Origin of the sequence: Burkholderia sp. MSMB1835, from assembly GCF_001526365.1 — a bacterium.
In the GTDB taxonomy this organism is placed as follows: domain Bacteria; phylum Pseudomonadota; class Gammaproteobacteria; order Burkholderiales; family Burkholderiaceae; genus Burkholderia.
This window is the reverse complement of the sequence record NZ_LOYP01000052.1, coordinates 226,679-250,147: the sequence shown is the minus strand read 5'-3', so window position 1 is coordinate 250,147 and position 23,469 is coordinate 226,679. Positions and strand designations below refer to the sequence as shown.

Here is a 23,469-nt window from a genome sequence, read left to right as displayed (position 1 = left end):
CGATCAGGAGAGGAGCGAGCGAACGGAATGGCAAGTGAAAAAGCGCGAGGACAGTCGGTCGCCGACCGGATCAGCCATCAGTTGCGCGAACACATCATCAGCGGCAAGCTGCCGCCCGGCACCGCGCTGATCGAGATGGACCTCGCGGCCGAATACGACACGTCGCGCAACTCGCTTCGCGAAGTTCTGCACCAGCTCGGCCGTGAAGGGCTCGTCACGTTCGTGCGGCACAAGGGCGTCGTCGTGCGCACGCTCAATCGTCAGGACGTGCGCGACCTCTACGTTGCACGCCGCACGCTTGAACTGCATGCGCTGAACACGGCCGAACTCGCGCAGCCGGCGCTGCTCGAGAAGATGCAGGCGGCGATTCGCGCGGCCGAGCGCGAACTCGACAAGGAAAACTGGCAGGCCGTCGGTACGCACAGCCTGCGGTTTCACCAGCACATCGTCGCGCTGCAGAAATCGGCGCTGCTCGACGAATTCTTCCGGACCATCTCGGCGCAGTTGCGCCTCGTCTTCGCCGCCGATCCCGACGAGAAGCGCGTGCAGACGCCCGACTGGATCCAGCGCGAATACCAGATCTACGACCTGCTCACGCAGAACCGCCGCAGCGAGGCCGTCACCGCGCTCGCGCGCTATCTCGACGACTCCGAGCGGATGCTCGTCGACGCGATCAAGCGCAGCCATCGCGACGCAGCCTGACGCGTGACGCCGGATACCGCACCGCCGCTGCATGCCGCACGACACGGCATGCAGCGGTCGGAGCGGCCGCGCGCATCGTCACGCGTGCTCTCCCGCCGGCAGTGCGTAACTGCCGTCTTCCCGATGCGTCTCGCGCCCCGTGAGCGGCGGATTGAACACGCACACCAGATGCAGGTCGCCGCGCGTCGCGCGCAGGATATGCGGATCGTTCAGGTTCAGTGCGTAGATCGTGCCGGGCGTGATCCGGTGCACGTCGCCGGTCGCCGTATCGACGACCTCCCCTTCGCCGGCCACGCAATAGTTGGTTTCGAAGTGGTTCTTGTAATGCAGATGCAGTTCCGCGCCTTCGTGCACACGCGTCTCGTGCACGGAATAGCCGACGCCGTCCTGCTTGACGATCATGCGCTTGCTGTCCCAGCCCGGACCGCGGGCGTGGCGTTCGGTATTGGCGATATCGGCCGATCTGATGACGATCATGAGTACCTCTGAATAGTGACGATGACGAATGGCAAGGCAAGCCCTGCCGGCGGAAAGCGGGTCATGCGGAATCGGTCAGCGCATGTTCGACCATGGCCGCGACGTCGAGCAGTCGCGCGTCCGCGCCTCGGCGGCCGGTGATCAGCAAACCAACCGGCTGCCGGTACCGCAGGTTGCCGGGCACGCTGATGCTCGGCAGGTCGAGCCGGTTCGCGAATTCGGTCAGCCGGAACGCGCGCGCGTTCAGTGCGTGGTACGCGGTTTCGTCGGCGAGATCGGCCATGCGCGGCGGCAGCATCGGCACCGTCGGCGTCAGCACCGCATCCGCGTCGCCGAGTTCGGCTTCGTAGATGTCGGCCAGCGCAGCCAGGCGCAGCCGTGCCGCCGCATAGTCGTGCGCGCGCACCTGTTCGCCCGCCGCGATGCGCGGCCCGACGAGCGGATCGTAACGGTCGGCCGCCGTCGCCAGCCGCTCACGATGCAGCATGAACGCTTCCGCCGCGATGATGCCGCCCGCGCGCGCGACCGCGCCGGCCTCCGCCACGCAATCGAGCCGCCGGCGCCGGATCCGCGCGCCTTGCGCGGCGAGTCGGGACAACCACGCATCGAAGGCGCGCGCCACGACCGGGTCGAGGTCGTCGGTGGCGAACGGCTCGGGCACGATGAAATGCAGGCCGCGGACGCGCGCCGGCTCGTGCCGCGGCGCGTCGCGACCGTGCAGCGCGGCATCCGCCCGCCGGCACAGGCCGACCGTCGCGGCCACGAGGCCCGGTACGTCGAAGCTGGTCGACAGAAACTGCATGCCGTCGGTCGCGTAGCGCCCGCGCGACGGCTTGAAGCCAGTCACACCGCAGAATGCCGCCGGAATGCGCGCGGAACCGCTCGTATCGGAACCCAGCGACAGCTCGGCCGCGCCGAGCGCCACCGAAACCGCCGCGCCCGAACTCGAGCCGCCGGCGACCTGCTCGCGCAATGGATCCAGCGGTGTCGTCGGCGTCCCGTACGTACGATTCACGCCGAGCGCGCCGTACGCGAACTCGGTCATCGCGGTCTGCGCGATCAGCACCGCACCGGCGCGGCGCAGCGCCGACACCAGCACCGCGTCGGTTCGAGCCGCGGGCGCATCGGCCAGCACGCGCGAACCGGCATGCGTGACCCAGCCTTCGCAATCGAAGCAGGCCTTCACCGTCAGCACGGCGCCGGCCAAGGGCGCCGTGTTCGCGCCGCCGCGCGGCGATCCATCCCGTGCGCGTGCTTCCGCGGCCGCCGCTTCGTCGCGACGCGCGAGCCATGCGATTCCGATGTCGCCGGGATGCGCATCGGCACGCTCGAGACATGCGCGTAACCGGTCGGCGTTCGACGGTTCGCTCGTGTCGCCGTGTCGGAAATTCGTCGGGTCCATGCGCGCTCCCACCGTATCGTTCGTCATGCGAAGTGAACGTGCTTCAGGAAGTCCTTCACGCGCGCGTCCGCGCTGCCGCGAATCCGGTCCGGCGGCACGTCGTAGAGGATGCGTCCGCTCTCCATGAATACGATCCGGTCGGACACCTTGAACGCGAAATTCATCTCATGGGTCACGATGATCATCGTCATCCCGTCCTTCGCCAGGGTTTCGACGACCTTCAGCACGTCGCCGACGAGTTCCGGATCGAGCGCCGAGGTCGGCTCGTCGAACAGCATGATCGACGGCCGCGTCGCGAGCGCGCGTGCAATAGCGACGCGCTGCTGCTGGCCGCCCGACAGCTGATGCGGATACTTGTTCGCATGCTCGAGCATTCCGACCTTCGACAGCAGCGACAGTGCCTGCAGCCGGATCGCCGCCGTGTCGGCCTGCCGGTGATAGCACGGCGCCATCATCACGTTCTGCAGCGCGGTGCGATGCGGGAACAGGTTGAAGCTCTGGAACACCATGCCGATATCGAGGATGCGCTCGTGTGACACGCGCGGCGGATGCGAGTCGGACGCGCGAATGAACGATTCTCCGTACAGGTCGATCTCGCCCGCGTTCACCGGCGCGAGCCCGTTGATGGCGCGGATCAACGAAGTCTTGCCGGAACCGGACGGGCCGATGATCGACACCACCTGCCCCGGCACGATGTCGAGATGAATGTCCTTCAGCACCTCGTGACGGCCGTAGCGTTGCTGCACGCCTTTCACGCGCAACGCGAACTCGGCGCTCGCGCGCGGCCGCGGCGCGACGGCGGGCGCCGACAGCGGTAGTTCGAGGCTCGCCTGCGCGGCCTGCGCGGCCTGCGCGGGCGTACGGCGGCTGACGTCAAGGTGCTGCTCGAGATAGCCGAGCAGTCGGCTGAACACCGTGACGATCAGCACGTAATAGAATGCGACCGCCAGCATCGTTTCGAACACGAGAAAGTTCTGCGTGTACAGCCGCTGCCCGACGAGCAGGATCTCGGCCAGCGAAATCACCGACACCAGCGACGTCAGCTTCACGATCGTGATGAACTCGTTCGCGAGCGCCGGCAGCGCGATGCGGATCGCCTGCGGCATCACGATCAGCCGCTGGATGCCGGTGAACCGGATGCCGAGCGCGCGGCCGGCTTCGAGCTGCCCGCGCGGCACCGACAGGATCCCACCGCGATGGATCTCCGCGAAATAGGCGGTTTCGCTCAGCACCATCGCGATCAGGCCCGCCGTGAACGGATCGGACAGCACCGCGCTGGTGGCGGGAAAAACCTGCGGCAGGTTGTAGATGAAGACCAGCAGCACAAGCAGCGGCAGGCTGCGGAAAAACCAGATGTACACGGCCGCCGCCCGCTTCAGCAACGGCTGGTGCGACTGCCGCGCGAGCGCCACCGGAAAGCCGAGCAACACACCGAGCAGCCATGCCGCGACGCTGAGCTCGACGACCACGACGCACGCGCGCCAGAAATCCCTGTCCCACAACAGCTGAAACGCATAGTGCCAATCGAACTGCATCGAAGACTCCTCGACCCCGCAGGGTGATGCGGCCGCCCGGCGCGGCACGCGATGGTCAGGTCTTGCCGGCCGCGCGCTTATTTCGCAGTGCCGAGCGCGTGGGCGACGTCGGCGGGCGTCGGCTCCTGCAACCCGTATTGCTTCACGAGGCGGCCGTATTCACCGCTGCGCCGCGCATCGTTCAACGCCCCCTCGAGCGCGCCCTGCAGGCCGCTGTCACCTTTCGTCACGCCCAGGCCGATCACGATCGGATACAGCAAGGTCGTCGAACCGATCTCGATACGTCCGTTCGTCTGCTTCGGAATCCCCTGCGCGACGGCCGCGTCCTCGATCTGCACGTCGACCGCCTTCGACATCAGCGCGGACGTCGCTTCCGGCGACGTGGGGAATTCGAGGATCGCGATCTCGCCGCGTCCGGCCGCCTTGCATGTGTCCTGCGACACCGCGCGCAGCTTCGGCGTCCACGATGCGCCCTTGATCGAGCCGACCCGCTTGCCGCACAGATCCTGCGGCGTCTTCGGCAGGAACGCGCTGCCCTTCGCGACGAGCAGCGACGCGCCGGTCTTCAGGTACGGCACGAAATCGACCTGCTTCACGCGATCGGGCGTCACGTAGAGCGCGGACGCGACGACGTCGAAGCGCCGCGCCTTCATCCCGAGGATCAGGTCGGGGAAGCGCGTGTCGAGGAACACGGGCTCGAGCTTCAGGTGGCGAGCGAGCATCCGCGAGAACTCGGCATCGAAGCCGGCGGGCTTGCCGGCGTCCAGATACGCGTATGGCGGATACGTGAGATCCGAGCCCACCAGCAGCGTGCCGGGCCGAACCGTCTGCAGCGGCGCCGCGTGCGCGAGCGAGCACGCGAAGACCAGCGGCACGAGCGCGCCGCGGAGGAAATGGCGAAGCGGTAAACGAGCGGACATGGCGAAGCTCCCGGGTTATTCGGCTCTCGCGCTGAAACAGCGCAACGCGTCCCACGCGCCGCGCTGTGCGGCTTTCCGGGATTTTCCGCCGAAAATTGTTGAACAATTTCGGCCGATTCTGACCAGTTCAAATTGAAATCTGAATCCGGGTTTACGCGGCAAGCAGCGTCCCCGGATACGAACGGGGCGCGCATGCGCAAGCCGCCGTTCGGCGCGCGGGACGCGTCAGAAAAAAGGGGAAAGGACGGGCGGAAACGGCGCGCCGGATGGCGCCCGTCAAAGGTGCGGCGCCGCGCGAGCGCGACGCGTCAGGCGGGGATCAGGGAATGGATTTCAGCATCCGGCGCGAACGGCACGGAGCAGGTTCTCGGCCGCCCCGAAACCGGCCGAAACCCCCGCGACAATCGGGCCGTGCAGGCCCGTACGAGATCGCGATCGCAACGCTCAGTACTGCGCCTGGTCCGTCGGATTCCTGAACAGCTGCTTCATCTCCGCCGACAGCGGATAGTTGAGACTCACGCCCTTCGGCGGAATCGGTTGCGTGAACCACTGGTCGTACAGCTTCTCGGCCGCGCCCGAGGTCTGCATCTTCGCGATCACGCCGTCGACGACGCGCTTGAACGCCGGATCGTCCCTGCGCATCATGCACGCGTAGTTTTCGTGAACGAGCGGCGTGCCGGTGACCGTGTACGCCCCCGGGTTGCGGTCCTTCGCGATCTCGCCGTACAACAGCGGCTCGTCCATCACGAACGCCACCGCCCGCCCGGTCGTGACGTTCATGAACGCTTCGGCGTGATCCTTCGCGCTGATGATCGTCATGTTCATCGCCTTCTCTTCGTTGAGCTTGCGCAACAGGCGCTCGTCCGACGTGCCGGCGGTCGTCGCGACCGTCTTGCCGGCCAGGTCCGCAAAATCCTTCACGCCCGAATCCTTGCGCGTGCTGAAACGGATGCCGTACAAAAAGATGCTGTTCGAGAACGCGGCCTGCTTTTGACGTTCGAGCGTGTTCGTCGTCGAGCCGCATTCGAAGTCGATCGTCCCGTTCTGCAGCAGCGGAATCCGGTTTTGCGACGTGATCGGGATTTCCTTCACCGCGAGGTTCGGCAGGTTCAGGTCCGTCTTCAACTGATCGATGATGCGCGACGCGATGTCGCGCGAGTAGCCGATGTTCTTCTGCTGGTTGTCCGAATACGAAAACGGCACCGACGACTCGCGAATGCCGAGCGACACGACACCCGTGTCCTTGATTTTCTTCAGCGTACCGGTAAGGGCCTGCGCGTGCGCGGCGCCGGCCAGCGCACAGGCCAGCGCGACGGCGAGCCAACGTAAACGGCGATCCATGCGTGTCTCCTGACGAAACGTTGAGCGAATCGCGATCCTACGCCCGACAATATTCGCGTCACATCGGGGGAACCGTAAAACACCCTTCCGCCGCGGCCCGATCCTCAACGAGGTTTTCCGTGCAGCGCAAACCGCCCGGCGCCGCTCGTCTCGCCCGACCGACCCGGGCGCGCGCGGCCGCGCCATCCCCGCCGGCCGTTCCAAACGTGCGTTCGTGCTGCAACGCAGCAACGTAATCGTTTGCGGCGCCCGTCGTTTTTCTCGCGAAACGCACTCAAGAAGCCGCCGCGCACGCCGTTACCCAGTGCATGGCGCGTCGCAGCAACCCGCTGCAACCGTCAGACAAAAACGACAAGGTCCGGCTCGCCCGGACCGGCGCCACCGCCGGCACGACGGTTATCTACGAGGATCGAGTTTCAACATGAGAGCCAAACGTTTCCATTTCGCGCTGGCGCGCCCCGCACATGCGCGCATGCTCGCCGGCATGCTGTCTGCCGCCGCCCTGCTGCCCCTCGCCGGCTGCGGCGGTGGCGGCGGCGACGGCAGCAACCCGTCTTCTTCCAACGCGGCGCCTGCACCGGCCCCGGCACCGACGCCCGCTCCCGCGCCCGCCCCGACCACCCCGCCCGCGTCGTCCGGCAGCAATGCGTGCACGTCGCAGCAGGCCGCCGTGCAGATGGCTGCGCAGGCCACACCGGTCGAGCCGCCGGTCGATCACCTGATCGTCAAGCTGAAGACGCTGACGGCCACGCGTGCGATGGCGGCCGTCGACAACGGCTCGCGACTCGACGCGGTGATCCAGCGCGCGATGACGCGCTGGACGGCACCGGTAACCGGCAGCGCACGCGCGTACGCGAGCACGGTCCCGCAAACGCTGGTGAACGTGCAGGTCGAGCGGACGATCTCGAACGGCGCGGCCGTGCTGTCGCTCGGCCAGCGCATGGCCGCCGCCGATGCCGCCGCACTCGCGCAGGCGTTCGCGGCCGACAGCGACGTCGACTACGCGGAACCGGATCACCCGATGCAGATCCGCGACACGCCGAGCGATCCGCTCTACAACCAGCAGTGGTACCTGTCCGACCCGACCGCCGGCATCGACATGCCGCCCGCGTGGAACGTGACCAAGGGTTCGCCGACCGTCGTCACGGCCGTGCTCGACACCGGCTACCGGCCGCATGGCGACCTCGTCGGCAACCTGATACAGCAAGGCTACAGCTTCATCAGCAACGTCAACACCAGCAACAACGGCTCGACGCGCGGCCCGGACGCAACCGATCCGGGCGACTGGGTCACGCAGCAGGAACTCGACGACGCCAACGGCCCGTACTATCACTGCGCGAGCCAGCCGAGCAACAGCAGTTGGCACGGCACGCGCGTGATGGGCGTGATCGGTGCGACCGCCAACAACGCCACCGGCATCGCCGGCGTATCGTGGCTCAGCCGGATCCTGCCGGTGCGCGTGCTCGGCAAGTGCGGCGGCGTGACGAGCGACATCGCCGACGGCATGCGCTGGGCAGCCGGCATTCCCGTCAACGGCGTGCCCAACAATCCGAATCCCGCGAAGATCATCAACCTGAGCCTCGGCGGGGTCGGCGCATGCAGCACGACGTTCCAGCAGGCGATCGACGACGTGACCGCGAAGGGCGTGACCGTGGTCGTCGCGGCCGGCAACGACGGCCTGTCGACCGGGCTCGACCAGCCCGCGAACTGCCGCGGCGTGATCACCGTCGGCGCGACCGATGCGACGGGCCGCCGCGCATCGTTCAGCAACTTCGGCGCCGATGTCGCGCTGAGCGCACCGGGCGTCAACATCCTGTCGACGTCGAACACCGGCACGACAACGCCGGGCGCCGACACCTATGGCCTCGCGAACGGCACCAGCCTCGCGACACCGCAGGTGACGGGGGCCGCCGCACTGATGCTGTCGGTGAACGGCAATCTCACGCCCGCGCAGATCCTGCAGAAGCTGCAAGGCGGCACGCGCGCGGCGAAGCTGGCGGCCGGTACGTCGTGCACGGCAATGCCGGCAGGCTCGGGCATCCTCGATGCAGGCGCCGCCGTCGCGACTGCGAACCAGTAATCCGCACCGCGTTCGATGCGGCCGCGCGCATGCCGACATGGCACGCGCGCGGCCGTTTCGTGACGGGCTGTCGCGCATGCCCGCGAACGTGCATCGGCACGATCGAGTATCCCGAAAAAACGCCTGAAAAAAGGGCCGACAAAAGGGTTGACGCTTCGCACGGCGAGCCATTACCATCGCTCCCGTCTAATTACATGGAGTGTTCTGTGAACACCGATGCGAGTTGTAGTTGGTGTCCGACCAACTTGACTGCTGCCTGAGGAAAACGCGCAGAGCCTCGTCTTCTGCCGCATCCCGGGAAGCAGGATGCGGCGCCCTTCCGGCCTGATTACCGGCCAGATCCCCCGCCGAATTTTCGATGTTGTCGAATGCACGCGACGCGCCGTCGCGCGTGTGCGTTCGTGTTGCGCGCGGCATCGGCCGCGTGCGCTCTCCGTTCGCGTGCCGTCCGGCCGCGCGCCTCGTTGCGCGCGCCGCTGCCGATCGCCCGTGCCGACTATCCGCAACCGACAGGAGTGCAGATGAACTCAGACGACAGTAGTCGATTACCGCTCGCCGGTGCGACGCTGCGCATCGACACGCCGTCCGCATCATGCGCGCCGGCGAGCGTTCCCGCCTTTACCGATCTTACCGATCCACAGCCGATCGCGCCTGACGCGACGCGGCGGGGAGCGCTCGTGCGTCGATAACGTCACGGTCGCTCCCCGCCCGCCGCCTCGTGCGCAAGGAGCGATTCATGACGACACGACACGACACCTCGCCCAAGAAACAGCGCGGCTTCATCAAGGCCGGCACCGGCCAGCAGCACGACCCGCGCATCATGCGCGCCGCGCAGGAAGCGGCCCGCCCGCTCGAAGCCACGCTGAAGTCGCTGCACACCAGCACGCGCGGCCTCACCTACGACCAGGCCGCCGATCGCCTGCAGCGTTACGGCCCGAACGAAATCGCGCACGACAAGCCGCCGCACTGGACCCGCCAGTTGCTGCTCTCGTTCCATAACCCGTTCGTCTACGTGCTGCTGGTGCTGGCCGCCATCAGCTTCTGCACCGACGTCTACTTCGCGGCACCCGACGATCGCGATTACGTCGGCATGACGATCCTGCTGACGATGGTCACGATCAGCGCACTGCTGCGCTTCGTGCAGGAGTTTCGCTCGCTGCGCGCGGCCGAGAAGCTCAAGGCGATGGTCCGCACGACGGCGACCGTGCAGCGCGCGGTGACCGACACGGCGGAGCCGGCGCGCCGCGAGGTGCCGATGCGCGAGGTCGTCGTCGGCGACATCGTGCATCTCTCGGCCGGCGACATGATCCCCGCCGACGTGCGCCTGCTCGCGTCGCGCGACCTGTTCATCAGCCAGGCCGTGCTGACCGGCGAGGCGCTGCCCGTCGAGAAGTACGACACGCTCGGCGCGGTGGCCGGCAAATCCGCGAGCACGCATGCGCCCGCCGCGGCCAACGACGCACCGGCGTCGCTGCTCGACATCGAGAACGTCTGCTTCATGGGCACCAACGTCGTCAGCGGCACGGCGACGGCCGTCGTCGTTGCGACCGGCGAAGACACGTACTTCGGCTCGCTCGCGCGCAACGTCGTGAGCCACAAGCGCGTCGAGACGAGTTTCGACCGCGGCGTCGCGAGCGTCAGCTGGCTGCTGATCAAGTTCATGTTCGTGATGGTGCCGATCGTGTTCATGATCAACGGCCTGACCAAGGGCGACTGGCTGAGCGCACTCACGTTTGCCCTCGCGGTGGCCGTCGGCCTGACGCCGGAGATGCTGCCGATGATCGTCAGCGCGAACCTCGCGCGCGGCGCGGTCGCGATGGCGCGCCGCAAGGTCGTCGTCAAGCGGCTGAACTCGGTGCAGAACTTCGGCGCGATGGACGTGCTGTGCACCGACAAGACCGGCACGCTCACGCAGGACAAGATCATCCTCGAACACCACCTCGATCTGTCCGGCCACAAGAACGAGGACATCCTGCGGCTCGGCTGGCTGAACAGCTTCCACCAGAGCGGCCAGAAAAACCTGATCGACATCGCGGTCGTCGCGCGCGCCGACGAGATCGGCGAACGCGTGAAACCGCAGGGCTACAAGAAGATCGACGAACTGCCGTTCGACTTCGTGCGGCGCCGCCTGTCGGTCGTCGTCGAGGACACGCACGGCACGCACCTGCTGATCTGCAAGGGGGCGGTCGAGGAAATGCTGGCGGTTTCCACGCACGTGCAGGACGAAGACGGCGTGCGCCCGCTCGACTTCGTCGCCCGCAAGCGGCTGCTCGAACAAGCCACCGCGTACAACGAGGACGGCTTCCGCGTGCTCGTGGTCGCCACGCGCACGATCCCGCGCGGCGACGAACGCGCGCAGTACCGCACCGCCGACGAACGCGATCTCGTCGTGCGCGGCTTCCTGACCTTCCTCGATCCGCCGAAGGAATCGGCCGCGCCGGCGCTCGCCGCGCTGCGCGAGAACGGCGTCGCGGTGAAGGTGCTGACGGGCGACAACCCGACCGTCACGATGAAGGTGTGCCGCCAGGTCGGCCTCGAACCCGGCAAGCCGATGCTCGGCACGGAGATCGAAGCGCTCGACGATGCCACGCTCGCGCAGGTCGTCGAACGCACGACCGTGTTCGCGAAGCTCACGCCGCTGCAGAAGGCGCGCATCGTCAAGGCGCTGCAGGCGAACGGCCACACGGTCGGCTTCCTCGGCGACGGCATCAACGACGCGCCCGCGCTGCGCGACGCCGACGTCGGCATCTCCGTCGACAGCGGCGCCGACATCGCGAAGGAAACCGCCGACATCATCCTGCTCGAAAAGAGCCTGATGGTGCTCGAGGAAGGCGTGATCAAGGGCCGCGAGACGTTCGGCAACATCCTGAAGTACCTGAACATGACCGCCAGCTCGAACTTCGGCAACGTGTTCTCGGTGCTCGTCGCCAGCGCGTTTCTGCCGTGGGAGCCGATGCTCGCGACGCAGCTGCTCGTGCTGAACCTGATCTACGACACGTCGCAAATGCTGCTGCCGTGGGACAAGATGGACCCCGAGTTCCTGAAGAAGCCGCGCAAGTGGGAAGCCGGCAACATCGGCCGCTTCATGCTGTGGGTCGGGCCCACGTCGTCGGTATTCGACATCACGACGTACATCCTGATGTGGACCGTGTTCGGTGCGGGCGCGCTGTATCACCTGAACGGCGGTTCGAGCGGCCAGATCGTGATGAATTCGGGCTGGTTCATCGAGAGCCTCGTGTCGCAGACGCTCGTCGTGCACCTGCTGCGCACGCAGAAGATCCCGTTCCTGCAAAGCACGGCGTCGCTGCCGGTGCTGCTGTCGACCTTCACCGCGATCGCGATCGGCTGCTGGCTGCCGTTCTCGCCGTTCGCGCCAGCGCTCGGCTTCATGCACCTGCCGGGCACCTACTGGCTGTGGCTCGGCGCGACGATGGTCGGCTACATCGTGCTCGCGCAGATCGTCAAGACGATCTACGTGCGCCGCTACAAGCAATGGTTCTGACGTCGCGCGGATGACGACGCGCCGGCCCGTGCGCCACCCGCGCGGGCCGAACGACCCGGTCTGCCGTCGTTCGGTGACGAACGGGCCGCATCCGCGGCCCGTTTTTCGTTCATTCGGCGTCGTTCGCGCCGAACAGCTGCGCACACACCGCGCGCCCTTCGTCGGTCAGCGCGGCGGTGCCGGTACCGTCCTCGTTCAGCGTCGTCGCGCTCAGGCCCGCGGCGTCGAGCTGCGTGAGCACGCGTCGCAGCGTGCTCATCGGCAGCTGCGTCCGCTTCGCGATCTTCGGCAGCGACCACGTCTTGCCGGCCGGATCGCTCGCGGCTTCGTGCAGCGTCGCGAGCGTGGCAACGAGTGCGGGATCGAGCGGGGAGGCGTCGGTTTCTGAAGTCATCGGTTCGGGTTCGTCGGCCGGCGTCGGCGCCGGCATGCATTGAGAAAACGATCGCGGACACTATACGCCGCGTCACGCCCCCTTGAGGGCCGCGCGCATGAACGACACGAAACGCGCGGTGACGGGATCGTCGCGATCGGACCGCCACGCGAGCCCCACGCGCCACTTCGCGTCCCGGCCGTCGAGCGGCAGCACCGTCGCGTCGCGCAGCAGGTACCGCGCGCTCGACGGGATGAACGCGACGCCGACGCCGGCCGCGACCGACGTCAGCACCGACTGTACGTCCTCCGCCTGCTGCATCACCTGCGGCACGAAGCGGCGCGCGACGCACCACCGGTCGATCTGTGCGGCCAGCCCCGGGCCGCGCGCACGCTGCAGCGCGATGAAGCCGATCTCGTTGAGCACGTCGAGATTGGCCGGCACGCGCTTGAAGCCGAGATGCGGCGGCGCCGCGAGCGCGAGCGCCTCGTCGATCACCTTGAACGACGACAAGCCTTCGTCGGCAGGCACACGCAGGAAGCCCGCGTCGAGCTTGCCGGCACGCAGCCGGCGTGTCTGTTCGGACGACGACAGATCGCTCAGCGTCACCGCGATACCCGGATTGCAACGACGGAATTCGGCGATCAGCTTCGGCACGAGCGTGAGCACGGACAGGCAGATGCCGAGCCGCAAGTGCCCGCGCTGCCCGCTCGTCGCTTCCCGCGCACGCGCCAGGATTTCGTCGGCATCGCGCACGAGCGCCTGCGCGTCGGGCAGGAAGCGTTCGCCGAACGGCGTCAGTTCCGCGCCATGCCGGCCGCGCTCGAACAGCTTGCCGCCGAGGCTCGCCTCGAGCGCGCCGATCTGCTTGCTGAGCGCAGGCTGGCTCATGTGCAGCGCATCGGCCGCGCGGCTGAAATGGCACAGCTCGGTGACCGTCAGGAACGTGCGCAACAGTTTGAGTTCCATTCTTCAACGGAATCGTAACGATCGAAATATTCATTTTACCGATCGAATGCAATGGCGTTCAATACGGACATGCCCTTCCCGGAATTCACGTCCATGTCCCTCGATCCAGCGGCCGCCTGCGTGGCCGAACCCTCATCCGATGTCGCGGATACGACCGCATGCGCCGTCGCCGCCGATGCGCGCGCACCGAAGCGTCGTGCCAAATGCACGGACGGGCGCAGCCGCCGCTTCCGCTTCGGCGACGCGCTGGACGACGCGCCGCCACGCGCGGCGACGGGTTCGATCGCGATCAGTTTTGCGGTCGTGTCGCGAAGGAACTGGCCGCGCTGAACCGCACACCCGCCCGCCTTTCATCCCACGCGCACCGCTGTCCGGCAGCGCGAAAACGACGGAAATCCTCTCGTATCACGCGTCATTGCGCGTCATCCGATCGTCATCGCGCAGCGATCGACCGTATAATTTCCCGCACCGCTGACCGCCCACGCATTCCGCGCAGCCGCATCGCGCGTGAAAAGGAGACTTTCGCTTGACCGGCCTCATCGCGCGCCTGCCTCGCGCCCGGACCACCCTGATCCTCGCCCTGTCGTTCCTGCTGCTCGCATTCGCCACGAATGCGTCCGCGCAACGCGTGCAGCCGCATCGCACCGTACACGCCCAACCGCATGCCCACACGAAGGCCGTCAAGAAGAAGCCTCATCGCAAGAAAAAGGCCGTCAAGCATCGCCGCCCGCGCGTGACGCATCAGGCGGTCAAACGCCACGCGGCGCCCGCGCCGCAGCAGCGACGCGCGAAACGCACGACGGCCGTGCGGCCGCACCCGCCCGCGAAACCGAAGCTGCTCGCCAGTTGCGGCTACACGCCGCGCGCGGTCCGGTCGCTGCATTCGCGCGCGGCCTACGTGCTCGACGTCGATTCCGGCACCCCGCTGCTGGCTCGCAATGCACGCACCGTACGGCCGATCGCATCGATCTCGAAACTGATGACGGCCGTCGTCGCGCGCGACGCCGATCGTCCGCTGAACGGCGTGCTGCGCGTGACCGCGCGCGATCGCGACACGATCAAGTTCACCGGTTCGCGCCTGCAGGTCGGCTCGGAACTGTCGCGCCGCGAGATGTTCCATATCGCGCTGATGTCGTCGGAGAACCGCGCGGCCGCCGCGCTGAGCCGCGACTATCCGGGCGGGCGCACCGCGTTCGTCAACGCGATGAACCGCGAAGCGCGCCGGCTCGGCATGCGGCACACGCACTTCCGCGAGCCGACCGGCCTGTCGCCGCACAACGTGTCGACGGCGGAAGACCTCGCGCGGCTCGTCGGCGCGGCCGCGCAGGATCCGCTGATCCGCTATTTCTCGACCGATCTGTCGACCACCGTGCGCCCCGGCAACGGCGAACTCGTGTACGTCAACTCCGACCCGCTCGTGCGCTACCGCCGCCTGCCGATCCGGCTGCAGAAAACCGGCTTCATCAACGAATCGGGGCACGGCGTCGTGATGCGCATGCGCGTGAAAGGCCGCCGCGAAACGGTCGTGCTGCTCGGCGCACCGACGCGTGCCGGCGTATCGAGCGACGCCATCCGGATCCATCGCTGGCTGTCCTGCTCGATCCGGTAACCGCATCCGGGCAGCCGGCGCGTTCACGCAACGGGAGCGACGTCATGCAGCACGAATACCGCTTCAACGCGTTCGGCCGGCTGCTCGCCGTCGTGCGCACGAACGGCCGCTGGGCCGTGTTCGACCTCGGCGCCGATGGCAAGCGGCGCCCGGCCGATCTGCAGATCCCGTCGACGCTCGCCGCCCACGAACTCGGCCAGTACCTCGGCGATCTGCTGCACGAAAACGCGACCCCGCGATACAGCGAAGTCGTACCGATCGCGCATCGACGCACGTAGTCGCGTAGTCGCGTAGTCACGTAGTCGCACCGGAAGGCGCCGCCATCCGGCGATCAATTCGACAGTTAAACTTGCAAGTTTAACTGTCGTGTTCTATGCTTCGCCGCATGAACCCGCCACGCAAACCCGGCGTTTCCGCCGAAACCGTCGCCGCCGACCTGACCCTCGCGGTCGGCCAGCTCATCCGCCGGCTGCGCGCCGAGATCGATTCCGAAGGGCTCGGCATGTCCCAGACGAGCGCGCTCGCACGGCTCGAACGGCACGGGCCGATGACGACCGCCGATCTCGCGCGCGCCGAGGCGATGAAGCCTCAGTCGATGAAGGCGATCCTCGCGAGCCTCGAGGAAGACGCGCTCGTCGAGCGCGAACCGCATCCGACCGACGGCCGCCAGATCCTGTTCAAACTCACCGCCGCCGGCCTCGACGCGCGACGCAAGCGCAGCGCCGCGAAACACCGGTGGCTCGGCGCCGCGATCGAGAAGCTCGATCCGCAAGACATCGACACGCTTGCCGCGGCCATCCCGCTGATTCGCCGCATCGGCGACCAATGAACCGGCCCGTGCGCCACGCGGCATCCGCGCACGGTTTTCCTCGCCCTCTCCTCCGGAGTCCCATCATGAGCGCAACCCGTCTCGACACGAACACGGCGCTGGTCGTCATCGACCTGCAGAAAGGCATCGTCGGCCTCCCCACCGCACATCCGGTCGCACCGGTGATCGCCCGCACCCGCGAACTGCTCGACGCATTCCGCAGCCGCGGCCTGCCGGTCGTGCTGGTCAACGTCGCGGGCGGCGCACCGGGCCGCACCGAGCAACCGCCGCGCACGGCGCAGTTCCCCGCCGACTGGACCGAACTCGTGCCCGAACTGAACCGCCAGCCGAACGACCACATCGTGACGAAGCAGACCTGGGGCGCCTTCACCGGCACCGGTCTCGACGCGCATCTGAAGGCGGCCGGCGTCACGCAGATCGTGCTGACCGGCGTCGCGACGAGCATCGGCGTCGAATCGACCGCGCGGCAGGCGCACGAACTCGGCTACAACGTGACGCTCGCCGTCGACGCGATGACCGACCTCAACGCGGACGCACACGTCAACAGCGTCGAGCGGCTGTTCCCGCGCCTCGGCGAAACGGGCACGACGCGCGACATCGTCGCGTTGCTCGACCGGCGCGGCGCGTGAGCGACGAGCGCATCCGGCCGGCGCCGGGCCACGCGCCCGGCCGGCTCGATCCGTCGATCTGGAAAGTCAGCGCGGTGGCGACGCTCGGCTCGCTGCTGTCGCAGCTCGATGCGACGATCGTCAACGTGTCGCTGTCGAGCCTCGCGACCGACCTGCATGCCAGCCTGTCGACGATCCAGTGGGTGACGAGCGGCTACCTGCTCGCGCTGACGCTGGTGCTGCCGCTGAACGGCTGGCTCGTCGACCGCATCGGCGCGAAGGCGCTGTACCTGTGGTGCTTCTCGGCGTTCACGCTCACGTCGGCGCTGTGCGGGCTCGCGTGGTCCGCGCCGTCGCTGATCGCGTTCCGCGTGTTGCAAGGCGTCAGCGGCGGCTTGCTCGCGCCGATGGCGCAGATGATGATCGCGCGCGTCGCCGGCCAGCAGATGGCGCGCGTGATCGGCTACGCGGCGGTGCCGGTGCTGCTCGCGCCGATCCTCGGCCCGGTCGTGGCCGGCGCGATCCTGCAGCACACGTCGTGGCGCTGGCTGTTTCTGGTGAACCTGCCCGTCGGCGCGCTCGCGCTCGCACTGGCCGCGCGGTTCCTGCCCGGCGACCGGGACGATGCGCCGCGGCGCGAACTCGACTGGATCGGCCTCGCGTTGCTGTCGCCGGCCCTCGTGCTGTTCCTGTACGGCGTCGAGCGGATCGGCTCGACGCCCGGCATCGTGGCGGTCGCGAGCTCGGCGCTGCTGCTCGGCGCGTTCCTGCGCTTCGAGCGCCGCCAGGGCGAGCGTGCGCTGATCGATCTCGCGCTGTTTCGCTCGCGCGTGTTCGGCGCGGCCGCCGGCACGCAGTTTCTGTCGAACGGCGCGCTGTATGCAGGCCAGATGCTGATTCCCGTGTTCCTGATCCAGGCGTGCGGGCGCTCGCCCGGCGAAATGGGCTGGCTGCTCGCGCCGCTCGGGCTCGGCATGCTCGTCACCTATCCGTCGATGGGCGCGCTGACGAGCCGGTTCGGCGTACGCCGGCTGGCCGCCGCCGGCGCCCTGCTCGCGCTCGTCGCCACACTGCCGTTCGTGTTCCTCGCGCTGACCGGCTACGATCCGCTCGTGCTCGTGCCGGCGCTGTTTCTGCGCGGCATGGGCCAGAGCGCGATCGGCGCGCCGTCGATCTCCGCCGCGTATGCGTCGGTCGAGCGCCGCAACCTGCCGATGGCGACCACGTCGCTCAACATCGTGCAACGGCTCGGCGGCCCGACGTTCACGACGCTATGCACGCTGTTTCTCGCGTGGCGGCTGCAGGCCGAATCGACGTCGGCGGGCGGCACGCAGGCCGTCGCGTACGCGTGGGCGTTCGGCCTGCTGTGCGCGCTGCATGCGGCGAGCTTCGCGACGACGCTGCGGCTGCCGTTGCGCTCGGCTGGCGCAGGCGGCGACGGACGAGCCCGCCACACACCGGCCGGTTCGCGCTGAAGACGGACCGCGCCGCGTGCGCGGCCTCCCGCTACGGCAACCACATCGGCACGATCGACGCCACGAGCAACAAGCCGAGCCCCGCATTCAGGCAGCGCCGCGGCCGCTCCGTGCGCAACATGCATGTGAAACGGCAGTCCGGCGAAACACCACGGCGACAACGACGCCATCGCAACCACGCCGAATGCAAAACCGAGCAGCACGTCGAGCCGCGCCGTTCCTGCCGCGAGCGCCGGCTTGCGGTGACGCGGATTCGCCATCCGCCTTCACCTCGATACAGAGGACACCTGCACGAAGGCGAGCCGATTCGGGAGCCGATCGACCGGCCCTCACCGCACGCATCCGGAACCCGATGGCACAATCACGGTCCCTTTCATGCGCCCTTCACCGGGCGCGCGCCGCCTCGCGGCGCCGATTCAACGCACAAGAAAGCCTCCGTCTGCACCTATGATCCTGAACGAATCCTGGTTCACGCCGCTCGTCGGCATCGTCGTCCTGCTCGCCGCCGCCGGCGCGATCACCGCTGTCGTCCACTTCCTGCTGTTTCGCGTGGTCGCGCGTCTCGCGCGGTTGTCCGCCACCCGCGTCGACGACGCGCTGTTCGAATTCGGCGCGTTCAAATGGCTGAACCGCATCGTCCCGTTCGTCGTGATCAAGCTCGGACTCGGCGCGGTGCCCGGCATGCCCGGCCTGGTCGCGCAGGTCGCCGACAAGGTGCTGTTCGCGCTGATCGTGTTCCTCGTGACGATGACCATCAGCGCGACGCTGTCCGCGCTCGAGCATACGCACCGCACCTCGCAGCGCGACCAGCCGCGCCTGTCGCTGAAAGGCGCGATGCAGCTCGTCAAGCTGGTGATGTTCATCACGGCCGCGCTCGTCGTGATCGGCGACGCGACCGGCAAGCAGATCGGCCTGCTGCTGTCCGGCATCGGCGCGATGTCCGCGGTGCTGATGCTGATCTTCAAGGACACGCTGCTCGGCCTCGTCGCCGGCGTGCAGCTGTCGTCGAACGACATGCTGCGGATCGGCGACTGGATCACGATGCCGTCGGCCGGGGCGGACGGCACGGTCATCGACATCACGCTGAACACCGTCAAGGTCGCGAACTTCGATCACACGATCATCACGGTGCCGACGTGGAAGCTGATCACCGAGAGCTACCAGAACTGGCGCGGGATGACCGAAGCGGGCGGCCGCCGCATCAAGCGCGCGCTGTTCGTCGATGCGACGAGCGTGCGCTTTCTCACGAACGACGAGATCGAACGGCTCGAGCGCCTGACGCTGCTGAAGGACTATCTCGAGGACAAGGTCGACGCGATCGAGCAATGGAACGGCACGCTCGGCGCGGCCGGCGACTGCCCGGCGAACCGCCGCCAGTTGACGAATCTCGGCACGTTCCGCGCGTACGTCGCGAACTACCTGAAGGGCCATCCGCGCATTCGCCGCGACATGACGAACATGGCGCGACAACTGCCGCTCACGGCCGAGGGCATTCCGCTCGAACTGTACTGCTTCACCGATACGACGACGTGGGTCGACTACGAAACCATCCAGGCCGACCTGTTCGACCACCTGATCGCGGTGCTGCCCGAATTCGGGCTGCGCGTGTACCAGCATCCGTCGGGCTTCGACATGCGGCAGATGGTCGACGCCGCGCAAGCGGGCGTGCACGCGCCGCGCGCGGCTTGATACCGGCCACGACGGCCGGCCGCCAGCGGCCGCCTGCCCCGCCGTCGGGCGGCGGCGCTCACCGCGCCGCGCACTCCGACGCGAGCCGCCCCAGCACCTTCAACGCGTCCTCGATCTGCCGCGACCACGGATAGCTGTAGTTGAGCCGGATGAAATGCCGATAGTCGGTGCCGGCCGAGAACATGTGCCCGGGCCCGACCGTGATCCGCTGCGCGAGCGCCAGCGTATACAGCTTCATCGCGTCGACCTGCGGCGGCAGTTCGACCCACAGCACATACCCGCCCTGCGGCTGCGACAGCCGCGTGCCTTCGGGGAAGAAACGCCGCACCATCGCACTCATCAGGCTCGCCTGCTGCGCATACTGCTTGCGCATGCGCCGCAGGTGAAAATCGTAGCCGTCGTATTTCAGGTATTCGGCGATCGCGAGTTGCTCGATCGCGGGCGTCGCGAGCGTGTTCAGGAATTTCAGCTTCTCGACCTGGTCGCGATAACGGCCCGGCATCGCCCAGCCGATCCGGTAGCGCGGCGACAGACTCTTCGTGAACGACGCGCAATGCAGCACCAGCCCGTCGCGATCGAACGACTTCAGCGCGCTCGGCGCCGTGTCGCCGAAGTGCAGCTCGTGATAGACGTCGCTCTCGATCGCCGGCACGCCGTGCTTCGCGAGCAGTTCGACCAGCGCGCGCTTGCGCGCATCGGGCATCTGGAAGCCGAGCGGATTCTGGAAATTCGGCATCACCATGCATGCGGCGACGGGCTCGCGCGCGAGGACCCGCTCGAGCGCGTCGAGATCGATGCCGTCGCCCGGGTGCGTCGCGATTTCGAGCGCGCGCATGCCCATCCGCTCGATCGCGTGGAGCATCGCGTAGAACGTCGGCGACTCCACCGCGATCGTGTCGCCCGGCTTCGCCACCGCCTGCAGGCACAGGTTGATCGCCTCGGTCGCGCCGATCGTCATCACGATCTCGCCCGGCTCGACCGCGACCCCGCGCTCCGCATAGCGCCGCGCGATCTGGCGGATCAGCTCCTGGTTGCCGGGCGGCAGGTCGTCGATCACGCCCCAGCGCGTGCGCCGCCGCCCGATCGTCTGCGCATAGCGCGCGAGGCGCTGCACCGGAAACTGCGACGCGTCCGGATACGGCGAACCGAGCGGCACCGCGTCGTCGCGCGCGATCGAGCGCAGCGTCGACAGCACGAGCCGGCTCACGTCCACGGCCGACGGCTCGGCGGCCGGCGCGGAGACATGCAGCTCGGCCTCGGCCGGGGCCGCCGCGCGCGCCCGCACGAAGTAGCCCGACTGCGGCCGGCTTTCGATCAGGCCGCGGCTTTCCAGCACGAGGTACGCACGCAGCACGGTCGTGACGCTAAGCTGCTGCTGGCGACTCGCCTGCCGTACCGACGGAATCCGCTCGCCGGGCCGGTACACGCCTCGCTCGATCTGCGCCTGGAGATCGTCGGCCAGTTGTTCGTAACGCTTCACGTGCCTCCTTTCAGCTTCCCTTCAGCAACACAGTTGCGATCCGCATGGTATGGATGGCCGAAACTGTACTCTTTTTTGAAGTGAACAGGTGTACACACAGCGGCACGGGCGCCGCGCGTACTCTGCACGCATCGACCCCGACACCCGCATCATGAAAAAGAAATCCGCCACCGCGCGCATCGAACCGTATACCCATCCGGCCGCTGGCTGGGGCGCGCTGAAAGCCGTCACGATCAACCTGATCAAGGAAAAGGTCGCCGGCGGCAACTACCGCACGCTGCTGCGCCAGAACCAGCCGGACGGCTTCGACTGCCCGGGCTGTGCGTGGCCCGACCGCCAGCACGCATCGACGTTCGAATTCTGCGAGAACGGCGTGAAGGCCGTGGCGGCGGAGGCGACGAGCAAGCGCGTGACGCCGGCGTTCTTCGCCGCGCACACGGTGACCGAACTGCTCGAACAGTCGGATTTCGAGCTCGAGCAGCACGGGCGGCTCACCGACCCGATGGTGTACGACGCGCAGACCGACCGCTACGTGCCGATCGCGTGGGACGACGCGTTCGAGCTGATCGCGCGCCACCTGCGCGCGCTGCCGGACCCGAACCAGGCCGCGTTCTACACGTCCGGCCGCGCCAGCAACGAAGCCGCGTTCCTGTACCAGCTGTTCGTGCGGCGGTACGGCACGAACAACTCCCCCGACTGCTCGAACATGTGCCACGAGGCGACGAGCCGCGGGCTGCCGGCGTCGGTCGGCGTCGGCAAGGGCACCGTCACGCTCGACGATTTCGAGCATGCCGACACGCTGCTGATCTTCGGCCAGAACCCCGCGACCAACCATCCGCGGATGATGGGCGAGCTGCGCGAGTGCGCGAAGCGCGGCGCGACGATCGTGTCGATCAACCCGCTGAAGGAGCGCGGCCTCGAACGCTTCGCCGATCCGCAAAGCCCGCTCGAGATGCTGACGATGTCGGGCACGAAGATCGCATCGACGTTCATCCAGCCGACGATCGGCGGCGATTTCGCGCTGATCAAGGGGATGGCCAAGCGCGTGCTCGAACTCGACGACGCCGCGCGTGCCGCCGGTGCGCCGCGCGTCGTCGACACCGCGTTCATCGGCGAGCACACGGCCGGTTTCGACGCGTTCGCCGACGATCTGCGCGCCGAGCGCTGGTCCGCGCTGACGGCCGAAAGCGGCGTGCCGTACGAGCAGATCGACGCGCTCGCGCAGCTCTATGCACGCAGCGAACGCGTGATCGCGACGTGGGGCATGGGCATCACGCAGCACAAGCATTCGGTCGCGACGGTGCAGATGCTGACGAACCTGATGCTGATGCGCGGCAACATCGGCCGCCCCGGCGCCGGCCTGTGCCCGGTGCGCGGCCATTCGAACGTGCAGGGCAACCGCACGGTCGGCATCGAGGAAAAGCCGTCGCAGGCGTTCCTCGACCGGCTCGGCCACGTGTTCGATTTCGAACCGCCGCGCCATCACGGCTACGACGTCGTCGAGACGATCGAAGGGATGCTCGACGGCCGTGTGAAGGTGCTGATCGGTCTGGGCGGCAATTTCGCGATGGCGACGCCCGACACGCCGCGCACGTGGGAAGGCATGCGGCGCTGCGCACTGTCCGTGCACATCACGACGAAGCTGAACCGCAGCCACCTGATCCACGGCCGCGACGCGCTGATCCTGCCGACGCTCGGCCGCACCGAGATCGACCTGCAGGACGACGTCGCGCAAGGCGTGACGGTCGAGGATTCGATGAGCATGGTCCACGTGTCGTACGGGATGAACAAGCCGGCCTCGCCGAACCTGATGTCGGAGCCCGCGATCGTCGCGCACATGGGCCACGCGCTGTTCGGCAGCGGCACGATCGACTGGCTCGCGTACAAGAACGACTATGCGAAGATCCGCGACGCGATCGAGGCGACCGTCGATGGCTTCTACGACTACAACGCACGCATCGCACGGCCCGGCGGTTTCCACCTGCGCGTCGCATCGCGCGACCGCGAATGGCTGACACCGACGGCCAAGGCGAACTTCATCGCGCACGCGCTGCCGACCGACACGCCGATCCAGCGCGCCCGCGCGCTGCACGGCGACCGGCTGATGACGCTGATGACGACGCGCTCGCACGACCAGTACAACACGACCGTCTACGGGCTCGACGACCGCTATCGCGGCGTGTTCGGCCAGCGCCGCGTGGTGTTCGTCAACCGCGACGATCTCGCGATGCTCGGCCTGAAGGCCGGCGAATGGGTCGACATGGAAACCGTGTGGCACGACGGCATCGAGCGGCGCGCGGACGGCTTCCTGCTCGTCGAGTACGACATTCCGCGCGGCTGCATCGGCGCGTACTACCCGGAAACCAACCCGCTCGTGCCGCTCGACAGCGTCGGCGACGTGTGCAACACGCCGACGTCGAAATCGGTGCCCGTGCTGCTGCATCGCGCGGCCGCGCCGGCCTCGATCGCCGCCTGACG

At 67.8% G+C, this 23,469-nt stretch carries 21 protein-coding genes; 13 read left to right on the top strand and 8 right to left on the bottom strand.

Features of this window, described 5'->3' with window-relative positions:
- The first annotated feature begins 27 nt into the window (after window positions 1-27).
- Window positions 28-702 (top strand): GntR family transcriptional regulator, encoded by a 675-nt coding sequence (locus tag WS96_RS25185; RefSeq protein WP_059836234.1) that lies wholly within the window; start codon window positions 28-30, stop codon window positions 700-702.
- 78 nt (window positions 703-780) lie between these two features.
- On the opposite strand, the gene WS96_RS25180 is transcribed toward WS96_RS25185, so the two are convergent.
- The 4 genes from WS96_RS25180 to WS96_RS25165 all read right to left on the bottom strand — a co-directional run bounded on the left by WS96_RS25180 (window position 781) and on the right by WS96_RS25165 (window position 5,036).
- Window positions 781-1,179, bottom strand: coding sequence for an ectoine synthase (locus WS96_RS25180; RefSeq protein ID WP_059836233.1), 399 nt, complete (start codon window positions 1,177-1,179; stop codon window positions 781-783).
- 61 nt (window positions 1,180-1,240) lie between these two features.
- Window positions 1,241-2,581 carry an amidase family protein gene (locus tag WS96_RS25175; protein ID WP_059836497.1) on the bottom strand — a complete coding sequence of 447 codons (1,341 nt, stop codon included), beginning with the start codon at window positions 2,579-2,581 and terminating at the stop codon, window positions 1,241-1,243.
- Between the two features lie 23 nt (window positions 2,582-2,604).
- Window positions 2,605-4,116, bottom strand: coding sequence for an amino acid ABC transporter permease/ATP-binding protein (locus WS96_RS25170; RefSeq protein ID WP_059836231.1), 1,512 nt, complete (start codon window positions 4,114-4,116; stop codon window positions 2,605-2,607).
- Between the two features lie 77 nt (window positions 4,117-4,193).
- Window positions 4,194-5,036: an ABC transporter substrate-binding protein gene (locus WS96_RS25165; RefSeq protein WP_059836229.1), complete on the bottom strand. Its 843-nt coding sequence runs from the start codon at window positions 5,034-5,036 to the stop codon at window positions 4,194-4,196.
- Here WS96_RS25165 and WS96_RS33870 point away from each other — a divergent pair.
- Window positions 5,035-5,172, top strand: a complete 138-nt coding sequence (locus tag WS96_RS33870) for a hypothetical protein (protein ID WP_156443693.1) — start codon at window positions 5,035-5,037, stop codon at window positions 5,170-5,172. The two genes, WS96_RS25165 and WS96_RS33870, sit on opposite strands and share 2 nt — an antisense overlap.
- Before the next feature lie 308 nt (window positions 5,173-5,480).
- Here WS96_RS33870 and WS96_RS25160 read toward each other — a convergent pair whose 3' ends face one another.
- A complete protein-coding gene (locus WS96_RS25160) occupies window positions 5,481-6,377 on the bottom strand; it encodes a glutamate/aspartate ABC transporter substrate-binding protein (protein ID WP_059836227.1) in 897 nt (298 codons plus the stop codon).
- A 421-nt stretch (window positions 6,378-6,798) separates the two neighbouring features.
- Here WS96_RS25160 and WS96_RS25155 point away from each other — a divergent pair, with 421 nt between their 5' ends.
- From WS96_RS25155 to mgtA, 3 genes are all read left to right on the top strand, one after another.
- The gene (locus WS96_RS25155) at window positions 6,799-8,457 is read left to right on the top strand and encodes a S8 family peptidase (protein WP_059836225.1); all 1,659 of its coding nucleotides are present in this window, start codon (window positions 6,799-6,801) and stop codon (window positions 8,455-8,457) included.
- Between the two features lie 521 nt (window positions 8,458-8,978).
- Window positions 8,979-9,146 (top strand): hypothetical protein, encoded by a 168-nt coding sequence (locus tag WS96_RS34140; RefSeq protein ID WP_179949033.1) that lies wholly within the window; start codon window positions 8,979-8,981, stop codon window positions 9,144-9,146.
- 47 nt (window positions 9,147-9,193) lie between these two features.
- Window positions 9,194-11,959: a magnesium-translocating P-type ATPase gene (mgtA, locus tag WS96_RS25150; RefSeq protein ID WP_082720365.1), complete on the top strand. Its 2,766-nt coding sequence runs from the start codon at window positions 9,194-9,196 to the stop codon at window positions 11,957-11,959.
- A gap of 109 nt (window positions 11,960-12,068) precedes the next feature.
- On the opposite strand, the gene WS96_RS25145 is transcribed toward mgtA, so the two are convergent.
- Together WS96_RS25145 and WS96_RS25140 are read right to left on the bottom strand one after the other, a co-directional pair.
- Entirely contained in the window at window positions 12,069-12,353 is a 285-nt protein-coding gene (locus tag WS96_RS25145; protein WP_082720364.1) for a transcriptional regulator, read from the bottom strand.
- 72 nt (window positions 12,354-12,425) lie between these two features.
- On the bottom strand, window positions 12,426-13,301 hold the full coding sequence (locus WS96_RS25140) for a LysR family transcriptional regulator (RefSeq protein WP_034204685.1): 876 nt from the start codon (window positions 13,299-13,301) through the stop codon (window positions 12,426-12,428).
- A 51-nt stretch (window positions 13,302-13,352) separates the two neighbouring features.
- On the opposite strand from WS96_RS25140, the gene WS96_RS25135 reads away from it, so the two are divergent.
- The 7 genes from WS96_RS25135 (at window position 13,353) to WS96_RS25105 (ending at window position 19,511) form a co-directional block, all read left to right on the top strand.
- Window positions 13,353-13,631 (top strand): hypothetical protein, encoded by a 279-nt coding sequence (locus WS96_RS25135; RefSeq protein WP_059836222.1) that lies wholly within the window; start codon window positions 13,353-13,355, stop codon window positions 13,629-13,631.
- Window positions 13,632-13,827: 196 nt separating this feature from the next.
- Window positions 13,828-14,910 carry a serine hydrolase gene (locus tag WS96_RS25130; RefSeq protein ID WP_059836220.1) on the top strand — a complete coding sequence of 361 codons (1,083 nt, stop codon included), beginning with the start codon at window positions 13,828-13,830 and terminating at the stop codon, window positions 14,908-14,910.
- A 44-nt stretch (window positions 14,911-14,954) separates the two neighbouring features.
- A complete protein-coding gene (locus WS96_RS25125; RefSeq protein WP_059836218.1) occupies window positions 14,955-15,188 on the top strand; it encodes a DUF7661 family protein in 234 nt (77 codons plus the stop codon).
- A 95-nt stretch (window positions 15,189-15,283) separates the two neighbouring features.
- Window positions 15,284-15,739 (top strand): MarR family winged helix-turn-helix transcriptional regulator, encoded by a 456-nt coding sequence (locus tag WS96_RS25120; RefSeq protein ID WP_059836216.1) that lies wholly within the window; start codon window positions 15,284-15,286, stop codon window positions 15,737-15,739.
- A 65-nt stretch (window positions 15,740-15,804) separates the two neighbouring features.
- Entirely contained in the window at window positions 15,805-16,368 is a 564-nt protein-coding gene (locus WS96_RS25115; RefSeq protein ID WP_059836214.1) for an isochorismatase family cysteine hydrolase, read from the top strand.
- Window positions 16,365-17,822 carry a DHA2 family efflux MFS transporter permease subunit gene (locus tag WS96_RS25110; protein ID WP_059783289.1) on the top strand — a complete coding sequence of 486 codons (1,458 nt, stop codon included), beginning with the start codon at window positions 16,365-16,367 and terminating at the stop codon, window positions 17,820-17,822. Before WS96_RS25115 ends, WS96_RS25110 begins: the two co-directional genes overlap by 4 nt.
- A 447-nt stretch (window positions 17,823-18,269) precedes the next feature.
- Window positions 18,270-19,511, top strand: coding sequence for a mechanosensitive ion channel family protein (locus WS96_RS25105; protein WP_059836212.1), 1,242 nt, complete (start codon window positions 18,270-18,272; stop codon window positions 19,509-19,511).
- A 58-nt stretch (window positions 19,512-19,569) separates the two neighbouring features.
- Here the strand turns inward: WS96_RS25105 and WS96_RS25100 are convergent, their stop codons facing one another.
- Window positions 19,570-20,991: an aminotransferase-like domain-containing protein gene (locus tag WS96_RS25100; RefSeq protein ID WP_059789594.1), complete on the bottom strand. Its 1,422-nt coding sequence runs from the start codon at window positions 20,989-20,991 to the stop codon at window positions 19,570-19,572.
- Window positions 20,992-21,142: 151 nt separating this feature from the next.
- Here WS96_RS25100 and WS96_RS25095 point away from each other — a divergent pair, with 151 nt between their 5' ends.
- A complete protein-coding gene (locus WS96_RS25095; protein WP_059836210.1) occupies window positions 21,143-23,467 on the top strand; it encodes an FdhF/YdeP family oxidoreductase in 2,325 nt (774 codons plus the stop codon).
- Window positions 23,468-23,469: the final 2 nt, after the last annotated feature.